This window comes from Methylomonas sp. Uni0011, assembly GCF_056850255.1.
The window spans coordinates 449,692-466,143 of record NZ_JBVVNO010000001.1 but is presented as its reverse complement, the minus strand read 5'-3'; the positions used below and the strand labels follow the sequence as shown (position 1 = coordinate 466,143).

Below are 16,452 nucleotides of genomic sequence, written 5' to 3'. Positions count from 1 at the left end.
TCGAATGCAATCAGCAGAATTAGTGAAACTGGTCGAAACCGAACTCGACCTCCGCAAAGGCCTGAATATCAAAACCATCGATGTGCGGGGTAAGACCAGTATCACCGATTTCATGGTGATCGCTACCGGTACCTCATCGCGGCATGCCAAATCGTTGTGCGATTACGTGCTCGAAAAGGTGAAAGAGAGCGGGCTGCAAGCTTTGGGCATGGAAGGCGACCAAAGTTCGGATTGGATCTTGCTGGATTTGGGCGACGTGATCGTACACGTGATGACGGGACAGGCGCGTGAACTTTATCAATTAGAGAAGTTGTGGTCGGTAGCCGGCGATGCGGCCAGGGCCTGACCTCGCCGGCGCGTAAGCAAATTGCTTGCCGGGTCGAGCTAAACTTTCAGGCTGATCCTAAAGAATAATTCTGCTCTGCCGATGACTCAGGCATAGAGTGGAGGGTTTATGAAAGCATTGCGAATAATCGGTTTAGCGGCATGTTTGGGATTAGCGGCGTGTACCAGCCTGAGCGGCAAGAATGCGGAGTCGGTGCAGCAGACTAAAACCTTGCGCGCCAGCGGTTTCAGCAGTTTCGACAACAGCGGTCGGCTTTCGGTCAACCAGCGTTGGTTGCAAGCGCAACAGGCGGCCAAGCTTGAGGCATTCCGCGGTTTGGCGGACCAGTTGTACCGGGAGCCGCTCGACAACGGCGATACGGTCGGCGCAAAAGTGATGCGCGATGAAACCTATCGTGTCTATCTCGATACCTATCTACGCGGCGCTGCCGCCTCGGATTACCGCACCGTAAAGGACAACTTGAAAGCAACATTGGAGTTGCAACTCAGTCCGCGGTTTTACCGGTGCATGAGTGGCGGTGCCGGTAACGTCAATCAATGTTTGCAGGAAGAAAATAAGGTTCCGTTTACCCGATTGGGTTATAAGGAAGCGACGGTCACATCCGCCAATCTGGCTTGCGGTGTGCGTGACTGTAATGATCTGTATTACGTCAGCGGTTTCTCTAAACAACCGAACCTGCTGGACGACGTTTTGTTGGACGCCGGCTTTTACGACGCGCAAGGTATCGTCAATACCGGTGCTCGCGGATTTCTGCAATACTTTCTATTCAATGGCTTCTTTAATACGCTTTAACAGTCTGATTGCACCGATGTTGGCGATCCTATTGGTCGCCTGCGACGGCTCGTTGATGCGTAAATACGGCGCCGGCGACGGGGCGGTTGACGCGTCGGGCCGCCAAACCACTGTGCAAGGGGCTGCGCAAATCGGCGTCGGCGGTGTCGAGGAAGCCCGGCGTGCAGCGATCGACGACGCAGTGATGCGCGCTTCTTCGCAGTTGAAACGCAGCAACGTCGGGTCGGTCATCAGTGACGTCAAGGTGGTTGACGAATGGCAAGACGGCGAGGTCTACCGGGTTCAGGCCTTGGCAGTATTGTCCGAGCGTCAGCATTGTGCTTCGCCTTACCGCAAAAAGATCGTTGCTACCGGTTTTCCGATAATGAACGCCGAACAGGTGAGTAGCAGCGAAAGCCAGGATTTGTTTAGCGGTATCCCGCGCGAAATCAATAATCGCTTAATGGAAACCGGCGATTTTATCGGCCGTAATCTGACCAACGCCGTATTGTATTCCCGCCCCGACATCGCGCCGGAAATCCTGTCGCCGACAGGCTCGGCCGAGTCGGTGATCGTTAACGTCGCCCGCCAATACAATGCCCAGTTCGTGTTGTCCGGCGTGATACGCGGGTTTCGCACCGAATCGACCGAATATGTGCGGGGTACGGGGGTGTTGGCGGAAATCAAATCCATGACCAGGGAATTTATCGGTCGACGCAGTATCGATTTCGACGTCTTCGTCCACGATGGTTTCAGCGGCGCGCTGTTATTCCAGCAGCGTTACAGTGCCTCTATCCTGGGCGACGTGTCGCTGCCGAACGGCTATAACGTCGGCAGCGAGCGTTTCAACGACACGCCGTCCGGGCATAAAATCGACGAATTGATTCAGCAGGCCAGTGCGGATTTGCATCGGCTATTCGGCTGTTACCCATTCACGACCCGCGTGCTGGAGTCGACCCATAACCGAATCGTGATCGCGGCCGGTGCTCAGGACAAAATCAAAGCGGGAGACAAGTTGATGATATTTTCCGCTGCCGGGATTGCGCCGGATGGACGCGGAATGAGCGAGTCGATCGGAATTTTGACCGTCTCGGAAGTTAGTGCCAACACGGCGGCCGGTAGTCTGGACTCGGGGGCGACTCGGGTGGTTCGACCGGGAGACTGGGTGAAAAGTTTTGCTTCGCCGTAAGGTCTAAGACCTAGCCAGAAGTCGCTCAATATCCTTGCTTAGCGTGGACGGCGGTACGAAAGGTGCGTAACGGCGGTGGACGGTACCGTCGCGACCAATCAAAAATTTACAAAAATTCCATTTGATCGACTGGCTGCCCAAGAAACCGGGCGCCTTAGCTTTGAGGTATTGAAACAAGGGCTCAGCGGTGGCACCGTTAACGTCAACTTTTGCAAATAGCGGAAAACTGACGCCGTAGTTTGCTTCACAAAAATCGGCTATCTCGCGGTTGGAACCCGGCTCCTGTTGGCCGAATTGATTGCACGGAAATCCCAGTATCTCGAGTCCGCGGCTTTTGTAGGTCTGGTATAACGCTTCCAAACCACGGTATTGCGGAGTAAAGCCGCAACGGCTGGCAGTATTGACCACTATCAGGACTTTGCCGTGAAATTGCTCCAGAGACACGCTTTCGCCGCGAATATTCAAGACGGAAAATTGGTAGATATCGCTCATAGGGAAAACTTCGCTGGTAGATGTCGGTGATTTAGTGGGCGGAGCCATGTTGGCATGATACGGGGTTTGGAAGTGTGCGGGTTTTCCGAAAATTTGCCGATGGCGGAAACGATATTTTCGTTAGTGGGTTGAGTGCGCCGCGGCGCTAACGGAGAAAGCTTACCGTTGGCCGCGGATTTGTCAAAACAAAACCTGTCGCTTAAACCGATTGCAACCGTGCCAGATATTGTTGCAGCTTGTGGGCGACCATGGCCTCGTGATGCCTTTTCAGGACAGAGTCAGCCGGTTTGGCAGGTAGTTCGCTTTCAATCTCGCGGGTGATGTGTGCCAAAAAATGCCTTCTCAGGACAGAATCCTGCGGTAAGGCAGATGTGGATGCCATTGCTGCGACCGCCGGTGTTGCTATGGCGGCGGCGGTCTGGATGGGTGGAATATCCGAATGGGTTTCGGCCGCGGAGGCGAGCGAATGCATGGCGTCGTAATGACGGTGCAAAACCGAATCTTCCGGCGGTTGCTCGGTGTATGCCGTGTCCGCTGGTTTAGCGGCGGCCGTGCTTGCCAGTTCCGGCTCGGTTTTTGTAAATGTTGCCGGTTCTACGGCCGCGGTTGCCGGAGTCGTTTGCGCTTGTTGCGGCGCTGTATCAGCGGTTGCCGACATCGCCTGCGTCGCCGACGGTTTCAACTCCGCCGCGGCCGCATTGGCTTTTTTGCGACGGCCGAGCAAAGCCCAGGCCAGAATGCCCAATACCAGCAGCGAAATACCCAGAATCGATAAAGTTACCAACATGACGGTCCTCCTTTGAAAGAGTGTTGTTATTTTTCCCAGCCGACCCTGCGTCCAATTTGGGCAGCGTTGATTTTTTATAATGGCCGCCAAGCCTCCTTCAGCGACCGGATAACCTTCGGCGTCGCGACCAAACCCGCGGTGTTGTGACGGCTATCTGGTGCGACTTATAACATAATTCGTTGAAATTGTTGATTTTGGCCGGGTTTTTTCCGGCTTGGTGACGCGGTCGCGTTTATCGGCGGCTGGGTCCGGTACAATGAGCGCCTGTTTTGTGTATTTCTGATGTATTGATGACTGATTCAACTATCTATGCGCTGGATTTCGACGGCGTGATTTGCGATAGCGCGCTGGAAACCGCGCTGACTGGCTGGAAGGCTGCTGCCACAATTTGGAGCGGCATGACTGGCATTGCGCCGCCGGAAGTCGTCAAACGTTTTCGCGCCGTGCGTCCCATCATAGAAACCGGCTACGAGGCGATTCTGGTGATTCGTTTGTTGTATGCGGGAGAGAGCATAGAGTCGATTTATGCTGGCTACAGCGAAAAAGCCAATCAAATTATGACGGCGGCCGGATTGACGGTCGAAGGTTTGAAGCAGTTGTTTGGAGACACTCGCGACCAATGGATCGCGCAGGATAAGGCCGGTTGGATTGCCGTAAATCCGTTGTTTTCAGGTATCGCCGACAAGTTGCGTCGGTTGGGTTCGAACCATGACTGGTATGTGGTTACGACCAAACAAGAACGTTTTGTAAAAAAAATCTTAAACGCGAATCACATCGAGCTCGCTGCCGAACGTATTTTCGGTCTGGACCGGAATATGAGCAAACCGGACGTATTGAAAGGTCTGAAGCGTTCGTACCCCGGTCGGCCGATTTATTTTGTCGAAGACCGTCTGCCTTCATTGCAGAACGTTTTGCAGCATGCGGAACTTGCCGACTTGCGTCTCGGCTTTGCCTTGTGGGGCTACAACCTGCCGCAGGACAAAGTGCTGGCCGAGGCGGAAGGGTGTTTGCCGCTAGAGCTCGAATACTTTTTGGCAGACGACTTATCGCCGCTCGGCGCAGCCTGAGGCCGGCCTAAAATCTCAACAAGCTTTGCACGTAGAAATAATCCGTATCCGGTGTCCGTGGCGCGGACGGGGCAATCCTGGCGAATTCGCCTTTGAACAGGTGAGTCCAGCCGGTTTCGAAATTCAGGCTGCTGTTTAAATCCCAACGCGCCGTCAATTCCAACTGTTGGCCGACCGAATCGCCGCTGCGGCCGGTTTTGTCCTGCAAGCCGGTGCCGGCCCAACTGTCAGTCGGCGAGGCCAGCCAGAACAAGCGATGGGAAACCGATGCTTGCAGGTCGCTTCGCGGCGAAAATGTGATGCGGGCGCCGGGCGAGTTGATGTTGGTGCGGGCAAACGCGCCGTAGATGCCGGTGGCGCCGAACTCGAAGCGGCGGGCGCCGTATAAGGTATCGAACCTCTGGTCTTTATTGTCGTGGGGATTGTCGTCGCCGCTAGCATAATCGTATTCCAGTGTCAGATGCGGGGACCAGGCTGTGTCAAAGCTATAACCGATGTCGGCATGTTGGTACCAAGCCGAGTGGTTCTGGTCAAGTCCGTCTCGACTGCCGCTGCTGGCTCTTACGGTGCCGAACTGGCCGATAGTTTCCAGTTGAAAGTCGAACTGCGACTTGGCCGGTTTGATAAACCAGCGGGCGCCGGGCGTAAAGTAGCGCCGGTTGCGAGTCTGATTGCGGATGCTGTCGCCTTCGTCCAGATGGTACAAATAAACTTCGGCGCTGGTGTGCCAGGCTAAATTGTAAAGTTCAAAAAAGCCTCCGGAAAACCAAGTGTGGCTGTCTTCCTCGTCGAATTCATGAGTTTCCGCCAGCAAATCGATCGCTGCCGTCGGGTAGCGGTTGACCGGCATTGTCACAAATCCGGTGAATTGCCAGGTGTCGTAATCTAACAAGCGCAATTTGATACCGGTAAAGCTGTTGATGGTATTGCGCATGGCGTTGCGAGCAATCAGGCGTCGGCTGCCCAAATTCAGCGTTTGCCGACCGGCGACCATTTCAAAGCCGAGTCCGCTGTAGAACATATTCTGCCTGGCCCAGGCCAGATAGCCTTGGAGAAAGTCTGCCTGGTCGGCGAGGGTATTGTTGATGCCGGAACCGCCGTCGGCAGCCAAGGCTCTGGCATCCAGAAATTCCGCGCCGAGGCGAAAGGCGTTGAAACTGGCTTGTAGCCAAAGATCGCTTTGCAGCGCAATTTGCTGGTCGCTGCCTTTGCCGTTGGCTTTGAAGGCATTGTCCAAGGTTTCGTAGCGTGTGCGCTGTTCCAAGCCGATTGCCAGCCATTTCGGTAATCCAAGGCTATCGTGCAAATTCCAAACCGGCTTTTCGTATTTATCGTTTCCCAGCAAGGCATCGGGCATTTGACTGGAAAACGGAGCGAATGGCGGCCGGCTGTAGGTTTTCTGTTCCGCAGCTCCGACTGCAGTTGCCGCGCTGGCCAAGTAAAGACTGCCGGCCGCCAATGTTGTCAGTGGGTTACAGGTGGGTAGTGGTTTCATCTTTAAACCTTATTCATCGAAGTTGATCCGTTGCCCGATCAAGCGTACGTCTAAGTCCATTTGTTTCGGGCGCCCTGTTTGTGGCTCTGGTTTGGTTAAGTACGGTATTAGCTTACTCATCGTTATATCTTTGCGTAAATAACGAAGAATGAGAATAGTATGTTTCCGGCTTGGTAATAATCACCGCCGGATCAAAGAAATCGGGCCCGAGGCCGCGGTTAGGCGAGATAGTCGTTGCGGCGGCGTCATCGGTCGTTTGGGAGGGGCTCATTATTTTGATATTCCATGTTGGAACAGCTGCCGACCGGGCTAGACCCCGCAGGCAGGAATCAAGAAGTTGCCGTCACAGTGTCGGTAATCGAAGCCGAGTAAACGACATCAAGCTGGCCGGGCCCAGGCTGTTGCCGCAGCGGTTTCATGCAAAACCTGGTCGCAAACCTTACATAAACTTCGGCAAAGGTTCTGGTGTGATGTCGTGTTTGCGACAATGTCGGTCATAGGCCGGCTGAATTGGCTTGTTTTTCCGCTGCAGAAATGCGGCTGTCTTTGAATAATCCTAAGAATGATAAGGATTTGGCAAGCTGGCAAGCCTCTTGCTTTGCAGCACAGTAATACGATTTCATTCATCCGACAGGAGACTTTCCCGATGTTACTCGAGAGCTACGACAGCCAAGGCCTTTTGACTATTACTTCCGTGCTCGGCAAAACCAGTACGGCCGGAGTATCCGCCTGGCGCGGCGATCTGGTGTTGGTAGAAGGCGCTATGCGCGAAGGCGCCACCAATCCTAACGATCGTAATCCGCCGAAGTTGTTGATTCATCAAGCGGCGATGCTGGCTGATAACGAGAAGATCTTGTTCGTCAACGGCGTGGTTTATAAGCTCGACTCACTGCAAGTGTTCGTAGAAAAGTACAAAGCGGGTTTGACTCCTGAAACCCTGGCTTTGGTGTACGTCGAAAATATTGGCAGCAATTTGGAAGTCGAAATCGGCGGTGTCAAATTCAAATTAGTGCCCTACAGCGAAGGCATGGTCTGGAACGAAACCATGGAATTGCTGTACATCGAAAAGGCCGACCTGAAAGGTCAATCTGCCGAAGACAAGGTGGTGACGGTATATGAAGCCGCCAAAGATTTTAAATTTAAGGCGGAGACGGTGGACTACCAAACGGCTTTAAGCAAAACCATCGAAGTCAAGCGCGAAGCCAGCTACGGACCGGTGTAAACCGGCTTTATCCAGGTCGGGAGCGAGCATGAAAAACTTTAAAACGGTTTCGGTTGCCGAATCGGAACATTTGATAGCCGAACAGCAACCGATGATTTTAGATTGCCGCGATCTGAAGGATTACCGGGCCGGTCATATCGACAACGCCATGCATGTACACGAACAATTGCGCGATTCCCTGCTCAGAAAGGGCGATAAGACCAAGCCCTTGCTGATTTACTGCTATTACGGCCACGCCAGCGAACATTTGGCGGAAATGTTCGGCGATTTCGGCTTTCAAGCGGTTTACAGTCTGGCCGGCGGTTACGCCGACTGGAAAGAGCAGCACAAACTATAAAGGTAAGGCTATGGAACAATTATCACGAGATTTGGCGTTGCGGATTGCGTTGGCGTCGCGGGTGCTGCCTGGAGTCGATATCGCAACGCTAATCGGCATCTTGCACGAAAAGGCCGGCTCGCCGCTGTCGGACGAGAAATTGAAGACGATCACCGTCACCAATTTAAAGACCGGAATCGGCAGCCACGACGGCGAGGAGGACGGCGAGGACATCGATATCGGCTTGGCCAATATCAAACTGGCCGTGCGTTATCTTTGGGGCGAAGAAGATGGTGACGAGGGCTTGCCGGAAATTCAACCGTACAAAGACGGTGATTTGCCGGAGTCGATTCGGGTCGCGATTGCTTCCAACAGCGGCGCTTCATTGAACGGCCATTTCGGCTCCTGCATCCGCTTCCTGGTATACCAATTGTCGCGCGACGATATGCGCTTGGTCGATATCCGTTCCACCGTCGATGCCGACGCGGCCGAGGATAAAAACCTGTTTCGCGCCGAACTGATCAAGGATTGCCACGTGCTGTTCGTGCAATCGATCGGTGGTCCGGCAGCGGCTAAAGTGATCCGCGCCGACATTTACCCGATCAAGATTCCGGACGTGATCGAAGCGACCGATCAATTGCGCGAGTTTCAGAAAGTGTTCGACGCGCCGCCGCCTTGGATGGCTAAGGCATTGGGCAAAACTGCCGAAGAACGCAAACGCTTCGTATTGCAGGAATAATCAAGCAAACCGGCCGGCAATCAGCTTACTTGGGCAGTTGCCGGTTCAGTCGGATCAGGAAGGTGGTGCCTTGGCCGGCTGCGCTGACGAAACTCAGCGAGCCGCCGTGCTGCTGATTTATGATGCGGTGAGCGATATACAAACCTTGGCCGCTGCCTTTGCCGACATCTTTGGTCGTAAAAAACGGATCGAATATTCGGTCTTGAAGCGGCTCAGGAATGCCAGGCCCGTTATCCGCGATCCGGATTTCGACGCCATCGGTGACGCTTGCAGTGCTGATCCGAATCCGGCCGTGGCCTGTTTCGCCATCCTCGATCGCTTGAGCCGCGTTGATAACGATGTTCAAAAACACCTGGTTTAGTTCGCCGGGGAAGCATTCTATATTCGGCACCTCGGCAAAATCGGTTTCGATCTCGGCGATATATTTGTAGCTGTTGCGGGCGATCAGCAACGTATTCTCCAGCGCCAGATTGACGTTAATCCAGCCGGCATTACTTTGGCCGCTGTGGGAAAAACCTTTCATCGCTTGGACGATACGGACGATTTGCGATATCCCCTCCAATGATTGTTCGATGGCTAACGGTGCGTCTTCCAGAATAAACGCCAGATCTTCTTTACGCTCCAGGGCGTCGATCAGTGGGCTGTTATCTGCCTGGGCCGATAATAGTTTGCGGTACTGTTCCAGCAGACGGGTAATGCTGCCGAAAAAGTCGCCGATGGCTTTGATGTTGTCGCCGACGTATTGGGCCGGCGTGTTGATTTCATGGGCGATGCCGGCGGCAAGCTGGCCTACCGCCGCCAGTTTTTCGGCTTGCAGCAGGTTTTTGTTGGCTTGCTCGATCGCTTGGGTGCGCAGCTCGATTTGTTGGTCCATGTAGCGCATGATGTGTTGCGATTGCCGGTTCAATTGCCACTTGCGTAACACGGCGTGAACTATCTGGCGCAACTCCAGCGCACTGAACGGTTTTTCCAAGATCAATAACTGGTCGCTTTCGCCGAGTTTGGCGACCACTTGCTGCCAATTCAAGGTTGGTCCGCTGCTACAGAGTACCGCGTGCAAATTGGGATCGATTAGCCACAGACGGCGGATTAACTCGATGCCTTCGCCATCCGGCAATTCGTTTTCGACAAAGATCAATTGGTAAGGCTTGTCCGATTCCAGGCCGAGACAAATATCCGCTTCAGCCGCGGTTCCGCCGGTACGGCCCTGAAAAATGTAGCTCAGGGTTTCGGTAGCGTTCTGCAGCGACGCGGCCGTGTCGCCATTGAACATCAAGTCGAGCTCGTCGCGTAAAGCAGGATCGGGGTCCACGATCAAAATTCTGGAATGGTCTTCGGTTTCGATAAACATACTTAAAATCCGAATTGGCTTAGATTCAGTTTAATCCACAATGCGGCCGGCAGGCGCTATCGGTCGTTAGCGGGTCAGTGCCCGTTGGATGCTTGGCAGATGGATGTCAACCATCGATATGTCATCGGTTTGCGACTGTTGCTGGCGATGTAGGTGCAAGCGTTCGGCTACATGGTCGATCCGGCGCATGCCGGGCGGGGTGTCCGTCAATGCCTGTTGCAGCCTGTCGGCACCGAACAAACTCAGATCGTTGCCGATTTGGTCGGTGACCCCGTCGCTGTAGGCAAAAATCGATTCGATTCCGCTGATATCGTATTCGGAGATGTTGTCGGTCAAGCCGCTGCCGGAGACAATGCCGAGCGGCAGATTGGCGGAATGCAAGTTTTCTATGAGCTTGCCGTAGCTGTCGAACAGGAAGATATCGGGCATGCCGCCATTCCATACCCGAAACCGGCCGGTTGCCAAATCCAGTTTAATCAGCGATGCCGCGCAGAATAAACCGGTCGGCAATTTGCGGCACATTTTCCGGTTAATGATACCGACGAGTTCTTCCAATGGCGGATGATCCAAACATTGCTGGTCGAAAATCTCGGTGACCAGCAAACCGCCCAGGGCCGATTGCAGACCGTGGCCGGTCAAATCGCCCAGCATCAGGTAAAAAGCCTGGCCGTCGCGGCTGACGGCGTTCAAGATAAAATCGCCGCCGACCCCGTCTTTGGCCGATAGAAAAAACTCCAATCCGTCCGGTACTTGGTAGCCGTATTTACCGAACTTGCTGCAGACGATTTTGGCTGCTTCCAGTTCGTGTTCCAGCAGCGCCTGTTTTTCCGCCAATTCGGCATTTCGTTGCTGCAATTCCTGATTTTTCTGCTCGAGTTGAATGCTTAACTGGCGTCTGGAAATGACCAGATTGTATTGTGCAATTGCGTCGCCGATGACCTTTCTAGTCACTTCCAGCGGGCAGGGTTTCGGTAAGTAGCGAAAGACATGGGTGTCGTTAATCGCTTTGATCGCGATGTCGAGTTCGATATTACCGGTCAGTATGATTTGCACGCTGTCGGGCGACAATTCCCCGGCCTGCTTCAGAAAATCCAAACCGTTGATTCCGGGCATGGCGTAATCCGACATAATCACAGCGATATCGGATTCGCGGCGCAGTATCGCCAAAGCTTCTGTGGCCGAGCTGGCGGTATATAAGTCGAACTGGCGGCCCAAAGTGCGTTTAAACAATTGGAGCATGTTGTTTTCGTCGTCGACGCACAGAATTTTTTCCGGTGTATTGTCCGCCATTGCTCGCTCCTATTTTTTTTCGAAGAACGCGGTTACTTTTTCGGCCAGCGTCTGCCAATCGGCGAGGCGATGCAGTCGGCCGATTCGCTGCAGGTAGCTTTCGTCCAACTGCATCTCGAACAAGCGGTCGTTGCCCGGCCGTTCTGTCGGATTTGCCAGGCAAGCTGCAACATGCACTGCGGTTAACTCATTGACCGTCTGGTATTCGGATTCGCTCGGCGCGTTTTGCCACAAGATCGATTCCACGATCAGGGCAGGAATTTTCCATAAACTCAAGACGTAAGCTGCCGCAGCTGAGCGGGTAAAACCGAAAATCTCAGTTTCCAGTGCGGCCACGGGGGTGTTGCTGCGGGTGGTTTGCTCCCGGAGCATTTTGAATTTGTCCCCGCCGCGCGACATGAAAATAAGCAAACCCATGTTGTGCAATAACCCGCCGACATAGGCCTGATCCGGCTTGTCACCGGTTTGCTGTTCCGATAGTGAGATCAGCCTTGCCAGTTCTGCAACCCGGCTGGCGTCTTGCCACAGGTATTCCATGTAGCGCTCCATTTCCGGGTCGCTGACGGGGAAGGCGGTCTTGATATGGACCGATAACACCAGGCTGTTGAGTTTTTTCAGGCCGATCAGATTAATTGCGTCGGTCAGATTCGATACGGTGCGTTGCAGACCGAAATACGGCGAATTGACCAGATGCAGCAGCTTGGCGGAAAGCACCATGTCCTTGGCGAAGATTTCGGCGATTTGCAAGTTGGTGACGCGTTCGTCGGCAATAGCGGCGTTCAGGTCGTGGTAGATTTTCGGCAAACTCGGTAAATGGCTGGCTTCGCCGACTTCCGCCGCGATCCGCGGGTTATTGACGTAATCCTGGGTTTTGAAAACTTGGGTGATTGCTTCCCGCAATACTTCGGCACTACAGGGTTTGGTCAAATACTGGTGAGCCACTTCCAGGCCACGACTCAACGTTTCTTCGTCGGCGTAGCCGCTAAGGATCATACGCACCGTAGCAGGGTAGATGTCGGCCACCCGTTTCAACAACACGTCGCCGCGCATTTCCGGCATCATCATGTCGCTGACGATCAAATCGATGGGTTGATGCTGCATGATCTCCAAGGCTTGTTTGCCGCAGGTGGCGAAATACACGCTCCATTGTTCGCGGTAAGGTCGCAGTTGACGTTGAATGCCGCTAATCACATTTTCGTTGTCATCGACAAATAGGATGTGTTTTTTGGCGTCCACGCGTTTTCCTTAAGTCGGCCCAGTGCTTCCGCTCGCAGCCGGGTGTCGCGGACAGTGCAAGCGATAATCGGTCTGGCGTTTCGGAATGAAAGGCATCGGTCGGGGCGAGTCAGCAGTCAGGAGCGCTAAGTTTAGATAAGAGCGGCCACTTTGTCTGACGCCGATCGGCTGGAAATCGACGCTGCCGCCAAAAATGCGGCCCACCGCCGGTTCTGTCGGGTGTCGGCGAGGATTTAGCGACATTGACAAGGTTTTGGGCAACTGATAGCTTTGCTGCTGGCACTCGGCAATGTGGAGTGCTAACGAATTTTGAAGGTATCGAATGTGGCTGGCGGACAGGATTTAAACGAACGATCGCTTTATTTGCTAAAAACCCTGGTGGAGCGTTATATCCAAGACGGCCAACCGGTCGGCTCGCGCTTGCTCTCCAAGGACCCGAATTTGAAATTGAGTCCGGCCAGCATCCGCAACGTGATGGCGGATTTGGAAGAGATGGGCTTGATCCATTCGCCGCATACCTCCGCCGGGCGGGTGCCGACGGTCAGCGGCTACCGTCTGTTCGTCGACAGTCTGCTGACTGTCAGACCTTTGGCTTCCAACGAACTCGACCAGTTACAGGCTGGGTTGCATAGCGAGACCGAGACGGCCAGCGATCTATTGGGCAAGGCCTCCAAGCTGTTGTCCGACGTCACCAAAATGGCCGGGGTGGTCACTTTGCCGCGCCGCGACAGCGTTTCGTTACGGCACATCGAATTTTTGCCGATGTCCAGCACCCGGATTCTGGTGATTTTTGTCACCGACACCGAAGAAGTTCATAACAAGATCATCCACACCGAAAAACAATTCTCTGCGGCCGAATTGCAGCAGGCTGCCAATTATTTGAACTCGGTTTTCTCCGGCCGCAGTCTGGCCAAGATTCGGGAATTAGTGGTGAAGGACCTGGAAAAAGATCGGCATTCGGTCAACCAGGGCATGATCGATGCGGTGAATATGGCGCAATTGGCCTTCGCGCAGCAGCCCAACGACGATTATGTGTTGAGCGGCGAAACCAATTTGATGGGTTTTTCCGAGCTGTCAGACATGGAGCGGCTCAAACAGTTATTCGAAGCCTTCAGCCAAAAACACGGGGTAATCCATTTGTTGGACCAATGTCTGCAGGCCGACGGCGTTCAGATTTTTATCGGCGAAGAGTCCGGCTATAGCGTGTTCGAGCGTTGCAGCCTGGTGACCGCGCCGTATTCGGTCAACGACGAAGTGGTCGGCGTGCTCGGCGTGATCGGCCCGACCCGGATGGCTTACGAAAAGGTGATTCCGTTCGTCGACGTAACCGCAAAATTATTGGGCGCGGCCTTGAATCCGAAATAAAAGCCCTTATCGTTAGCCCAACTCAAAAAATTAGAACCATGGAGAAACTATGAGTCACCAGCAATCGAGTCACGAACAGCAACCCGATAGCGAATTGATCGCCGAGGTATTGGAGCAAACCAAGCCTGCCTTCGAAGAAGCGGCGGCAGAAGAAACGGCAGGCGAAGAGACGGTCGGTATCGAGTCCTTACGCCAGCAATTGGAACAAGCTCAACAACAGGCGGCGGCTAATCTGGATAAAGCGTTGCGGACCCAAGCCGAAATGGAGAATTTGAAAAAACGGGTACAAAAGGATTTGGACGACGAACGTAAATACGGCTTGGCCAAATTCGCTAAAGAATTGCTCAGTGTGCTGGACAGTCTGGAATTGGGCATTCAGGCCGCCAGCGGCGACAGCCCGGAAGTGGTCAAGTTGCGCGAGGGCAGCTTGCTGACCGTCAAACAATTCGAATCGGTGTTTGCCAAGTTCAATATCGAAACCATCGATCCGTTGGGCCAGCCGTTCAATCCTGAATTCCATCAGGCCATGGTGATGCAGCCCAGCGAAACGGCCGAACCGAATTCGGTATTGAACGTATTTCAAAAAGGTTACGTTTTAAACGGCCGGTTGCTACGCCCGGCCATGGTGGTGGTGGCCAAGGCCGCCGACAAACCCGCCGATAGTGCAAAAATCGATGAGCAGGCTTGAAAATCCAACGATCAACCGCATATCGCTAACAACTTTTTAACTTACCTCTTATTCAAGTCTGGAGAATTTCAATGGGCAAAATGATCGGTATCGATTTAGGAACCACCAACTCCTGCGTCGCCGTACTGGAAAACGGCACCGCGCGGGTCATCGAAAATAGCGAGGGCGCCCGCACCACGCCTTCCATTATCGCCTTTACCAACGATAACGAAGTCTTGGTCGGCCAATCCGCCAAGCGTCAGGCGGTCACCAATCCGGAAAACACCTTGTTTGCGATCAAGCGTTTGATCGGTCGTCGTTTCAAAGAAGACGCGGTGCAAAAAGACATCAAAATGGTGCCTTACAAAATCATGGAAGCCAACAATGGCGACGCCTGGGTGGAATGCCACGGTAAAAAAATGGCGCCGCCGGAAGTGTCTTCCCGGGTGTTGATGAAACTGAAAAAAGACGCCGAAGCCTTTTTGGGTGAAGAAGTCACCGAAGCGGTCATCACCGTACCGGCGTATTTCAACGACTCGCAACGTCAAGCCACCAAAGACGCCGGCCGCATCGCCGGTCTGGACGTCAAACGCATCATCAACGAGCCGACTGCGGCAGCGTTGGCGTTCGGTATGGACAAACCGAAAGGCGACACCACCATCGCGGTCTATGACTTGGGCGGCGGTACTTTCGATATTTCCATCATCGAGATCGCCGAAATCGAAGGCGAGCACCAATTCGAAGTATTGGCGACCAACGGCGACACCTTCCTGGGCGGCGAAGACTTCGACTTGCGCATCATCGATTTCCTGGCCGGCGAGTTCAAAAAAGACACCGGCATCGATTTGCACAACGATCCTTTGGCTTTGCAACGGCTGAAAGAAGCAGCGGAAAAAGCCAAAATCGAATTGTCTTCGGCTGAACAAACCGACATCAATCTGCCGTACATCACCGCCGATGCCTCCGGTCCGAAACACTTGAACGTCAAACTGACCCGCGCCAAACTGGAATCGCTGGTCGACGATCTGATCGAGCGCACCAAGGGCCCATGTCTGCAGGCGATTAAAGACGCCGGCATTTCCACAGCAAAAATCAACGACGTGATTCTGGTCGGCGGTCAAACCCGGATGCCGAAAGTGCAAGCTTTCGTTAAGGAATTGTTCGGCAAAGAACCGCGCAAAGACGTCAACCCTGACGAAGCCGTGGCGTTGGGTGCAGCAATTCAGGCCGGCGTATTGGGCGGCGACGTTAAAGACGTGTTGCTGCTGGACGTGACTCCGTTGTCGCTGGGTATCGAAACCCTGGGCGGCGTAATGACCAAATTGATCGAGAAGAACACCACGATCCCGACTAACGCTTCGCAAACCTTCTCGACGGCGGACGACAATCAAACCGCGGTCACCGTGCATGTGTTGCAAGGCGAGCGGGAAATGGCATCCGGCAATAAATCGTTGGGCCGGTTCGACTTGCAGGACATTCCGCCGGCACCGCGCGGCATCCCACAAATCGAAGTGTCGTTCGACATCGACGCCAACGGTATCTTGAACGTCTCGGCCAAAGACAAAGCCACCGGCAAAAAACAATCCATCGTGATTAAAGCCTCCAGCGGTTTGTCGGACGACGAAGTCGAACGCATGATCAAGGACGCCGAAGCCCACGCCGACGAAGACCGTAAGCTGAAAGAACTGGTCTCGGCCCGCAACTCGGCGGAAGGCATGATTCACGCCACCGAAAAATCGCTGAAAGAATTGGGCGACCAAGTCAGCAGCGATGAAAAATCGGCGATCGAAGCGGCGATCAAAGACCTGAATGCGGTACTGAGAACCGATGACAAAGACGCCATCGAAGCCAAAACCAACGCCTTGACCGAGCTATCGGGTAAACTGGCCGAACGCGTCTACGCCCAAAAAGGCGGCGCCGAAGCGGCTGCCGCCGGTGCTCACGAACACGCGACCGGCGGCCAACAAGCCGAGCCCGATCACAATGTGGTCGATGCTGAGTTTGAGGAAGTTAAGGACGATAAGAAGTAAGGTGTAGGGCGGATCGCAAAAGCCGATCCGCCTAAAGTCTTGAACAATGGCAACAGATTGACTCAAGGATAATTTTAAATGCCGGAATT

Annotated in this window: 16 protein-coding genes; 10 read left to right on the top strand and 6 right to left on the bottom strand. The window is 53.8% G+C overall.

Translation table 11 applies throughout. The annotated features are described in order from the left end of the window. Positions 1 to 4: 4 nt before the first annotated feature. The 3 genes from rsfS to AC0IM9_RS02095 all read left to right on the top strand — a co-directional run bounded on the left by rsfS (position 5) and on the right by AC0IM9_RS02095 (position 2,306). The gene (gene rsfS / locus AC0IM9_RS02105) at positions 5 to 346 is read left to right on the top strand and encodes a ribosome silencing factor (RefSeq protein WP_482802874.1); all 342 of its coding nucleotides are present in this window, start codon (positions 5 to 7) and stop codon (positions 344 to 346) included. Positions 347 to 454: 108 nt separating this feature from the next. After that, complete coding sequence (locus AC0IM9_RS02100) at positions 455 to 1,138, top strand: hypothetical protein (RefSeq protein WP_140913272.1); 684 nt, start codon at positions 455 to 457, stop codon at positions 1,136 to 1,138. Between the two features lie 16 nt (positions 1,139 to 1,154). Beyond that, positions 1,155 to 2,306 (top strand): flagella assembly protein FlgT middle domain-containing protein, encoded by a 1,152-nt coding sequence (locus AC0IM9_RS02095; protein ID WP_482802873.1) that lies wholly within the window; start codon positions 1,155 to 1,157, stop codon positions 2,304 to 2,306. A 3-nt stretch (positions 2,307 to 2,309) separates the two neighbouring features. Here the strand turns inward: AC0IM9_RS02095 and AC0IM9_RS02090 are convergent, their stop codons facing one another. Both AC0IM9_RS02090 and AC0IM9_RS02085 read right to left on the bottom strand, forming a co-directional pair. Further along, positions 2,310 to 2,798 carry a glutathione peroxidase gene (locus AC0IM9_RS02090; protein ID WP_482802872.1) on the bottom strand — a complete coding sequence of 163 codons (489 nt, stop codon included), beginning with the start codon at positions 2,796 to 2,798 and terminating at the stop codon, positions 2,310 to 2,312. A 199-nt stretch (positions 2,799 to 2,997) separates the two neighbouring features. Further along, positions 2,998 to 3,675 (bottom strand): hypothetical protein, encoded by a 678-nt coding sequence (locus tag AC0IM9_RS02085; protein ID WP_482802871.1) that lies wholly within the window; start codon positions 3,673 to 3,675, stop codon positions 2,998 to 3,000. A 200-nt stretch (positions 3,676 to 3,875) separates the two neighbouring features. Between AC0IM9_RS02085 and AC0IM9_RS02080 the strand changes: the two genes are divergently transcribed. After that, positions 3,876 to 4,652 (top strand): HAD family hydrolase, encoded by a 777-nt coding sequence (locus AC0IM9_RS02080; RefSeq protein ID WP_482802870.1) that lies wholly within the window; start codon positions 3,876 to 3,878, stop codon positions 4,650 to 4,652. Between the two features lie 7 nt (positions 4,653 to 4,659). On the opposite strand, the gene AC0IM9_RS02075 is transcribed toward AC0IM9_RS02080, so the two are convergent. Further along, positions 4,660 to 6,147 carry an alginate export family protein gene (locus AC0IM9_RS02075; RefSeq protein ID WP_482802869.1) on the bottom strand — a complete coding sequence of 496 codons (1,488 nt, stop codon included), beginning with the start codon at positions 6,145 to 6,147 and terminating at the stop codon, positions 4,660 to 4,662. A 646-nt stretch (positions 6,148 to 6,793) separates the two neighbouring features. Between AC0IM9_RS02075 and AC0IM9_RS02070 the strand changes: the two genes are divergently transcribed. From AC0IM9_RS02070 to AC0IM9_RS02060, 3 genes are read left to right on the top strand one after another with little or no spacing between them, the layout of a single operon-like run. Then, complete coding sequence (locus AC0IM9_RS02070) at positions 6,794 to 7,369, top strand: hypothetical protein (RefSeq protein ID WP_278212330.1); 576 nt, start codon at positions 6,794 to 6,796, stop codon at positions 7,367 to 7,369. A 28-nt stretch (positions 7,370 to 7,397) separates the two neighbouring features. Next, complete coding sequence (locus tag AC0IM9_RS02065) at positions 7,398 to 7,706, top strand: rhodanese-like domain-containing protein (RefSeq protein ID WP_140913278.1); 309 nt, start codon at positions 7,398 to 7,400, stop codon at positions 7,704 to 7,706. 10 nt (positions 7,707 to 7,716) lie between these two features. Further along, positions 7,717 to 8,424 (top strand): dinitrogenase iron-molybdenum cofactor biosynthesis protein, encoded by a 708-nt coding sequence (locus AC0IM9_RS02060; protein WP_140913279.1) that lies wholly within the window; start codon positions 7,717 to 7,719, stop codon positions 8,422 to 8,424. Between the two features lie 25 nt (positions 8,425 to 8,449). Here AC0IM9_RS02060 and AC0IM9_RS02055 read toward each other — a convergent pair whose 3' ends face one another. The 3 genes from AC0IM9_RS02055 to AC0IM9_RS02045 form a co-directional block, all read right to left on the bottom strand. Beyond that, entirely contained in the window at positions 8,450 to 9,775 is a 1,326-nt protein-coding gene (locus tag AC0IM9_RS02055; protein WP_482802868.1) for a sensor histidine kinase, read from the bottom strand. Positions 9,776 to 9,841: 66 nt separating this feature from the next. Further along, the gene (locus AC0IM9_RS02050; protein WP_482802867.1) at positions 9,842 to 11,065 is read right to left on the bottom strand and encodes a SpoIIE family protein phosphatase; all 1,224 of its coding nucleotides are present in this window, start codon (positions 11,063 to 11,065) and stop codon (positions 9,842 to 9,844) included. A gap of 9 nt (positions 11,066 to 11,074) precedes the next feature. Further along, positions 11,075 to 12,301 (bottom strand): HDOD domain-containing protein, encoded by a 1,227-nt coding sequence (locus AC0IM9_RS02045; RefSeq protein WP_482802866.1) that lies wholly within the window; start codon positions 12,299 to 12,301, stop codon positions 11,075 to 11,077. A gap of 324 nt (positions 12,302 to 12,625) precedes the next feature. Here AC0IM9_RS02045 and hrcA point away from each other — a divergent pair, with 324 nt between their 5' ends. The 3 genes from hrcA (at position 12,626) to dnaK (ending at position 16,363) form a co-directional block, all read left to right on the top strand. Next, on the top strand, positions 12,626 to 13,666 hold the full coding sequence (hrcA, locus tag AC0IM9_RS02040; protein WP_278212859.1) for a heat-inducible transcriptional repressor HrcA: 1,041 nt from the start codon (positions 12,626 to 12,628) through the stop codon (positions 13,664 to 13,666). Positions 13,667 to 13,715: 49 nt separating this feature from the next. Next, positions 13,716 to 14,354, top strand: a complete 639-nt coding sequence (gene grpE / locus AC0IM9_RS02035; protein WP_140913283.1) for a nucleotide exchange factor GrpE — start codon at positions 13,716 to 13,718, stop codon at positions 14,352 to 14,354. A gap of 71 nt (positions 14,355 to 14,425) precedes the next feature. Beyond that, complete coding sequence (gene dnaK / locus AC0IM9_RS02030; protein ID WP_482802865.1) at positions 14,426 to 16,363, top strand: molecular chaperone DnaK; 1,938 nt, start codon at positions 14,426 to 14,428, stop codon at positions 16,361 to 16,363. Positions 16,364 to 16,452 lie beyond the last annotated feature (89 nt).

What these genes read in the sequence shown, in the direction of transcription:
- AC0IM9_RS02100 (WP_140913272.1), top strand. Translation starts at nt 455, where the DNA reads ATGAAAGCATTGCGAATAATCGGTTTAGCGGCATGTTTGGGATTAGCG.
- dnaK (WP_482802865.1), top strand. Translation starts at nt 14,426, where the DNA reads ATGGGCAAAATGATCGGTATCGATTTAGGAACCACCAACTCCTGCGTC.
- rsfS (WP_482802874.1), top strand. Translation starts at nt 5, where the DNA reads ATGCAATCAGCAGAATTAGTGAAACTGGTCGAAACCGAACTCGACCTC.
- AC0IM9_RS02080 (WP_482802870.1), top strand. Translation starts at nt 3,876, where the DNA reads ATGACTGATTCAACTATCTATGCGCTGGATTTCGACGGCGTGATTTGC.
- grpE (WP_140913283.1), top strand. Translation starts at nt 13,716, where the DNA reads ATGAGTCACCAGCAATCGAGTCACGAACAGCAACCCGATAGCGAATTG.
- AC0IM9_RS02065 (WP_140913278.1), top strand. Translation starts at nt 7,398, where the DNA reads ATGAAAAACTTTAAAACGGTTTCGGTTGCCGAATCGGAACATTTGATA.
- AC0IM9_RS02060 (WP_140913279.1), top strand. Translation starts at nt 7,717, where the DNA reads ATGGAACAATTATCACGAGATTTGGCGTTGCGGATTGCGTTGGCGTCG.
- AC0IM9_RS02075 (WP_482802869.1), bottom strand. Translation starts at nt 6,147, where the DNA reads ATGAAACCACTACCCACCTGTAACCCACTGACAACATTGGCGGCCGGC.
- AC0IM9_RS02055 (WP_482802868.1), bottom strand. Translation starts at nt 9,775, where the DNA reads ATGTTTATCGAAACCGAAGACCATTCCAGAATTTTGATCGTGGACCCC.
- AC0IM9_RS02050 (WP_482802867.1), bottom strand. Translation starts at nt 11,065, where the DNA reads ATGGCGGACAATACACCGGAAAAAATTCTGTGCGTCGACGACGAAAAC.
- AC0IM9_RS02070 (WP_278212330.1), top strand. Translation starts at nt 6,794, where the DNA reads ATGTTACTCGAGAGCTACGACAGCCAAGGCCTTTTGACTATTACTTCC.
- AC0IM9_RS02090 (WP_482802872.1), bottom strand. Translation starts at nt 2,798, where the DNA reads ATGAGCGATATCTACCAATTTTCCGTCTTGAATATTCGCGGCGAAAGC.
- AC0IM9_RS02095 (WP_482802873.1), top strand. Translation starts at nt 1,155, where the DNA reads ATGTTGGCGATCCTATTGGTCGCCTGCGACGGCTCGTTGATGCGTAAA.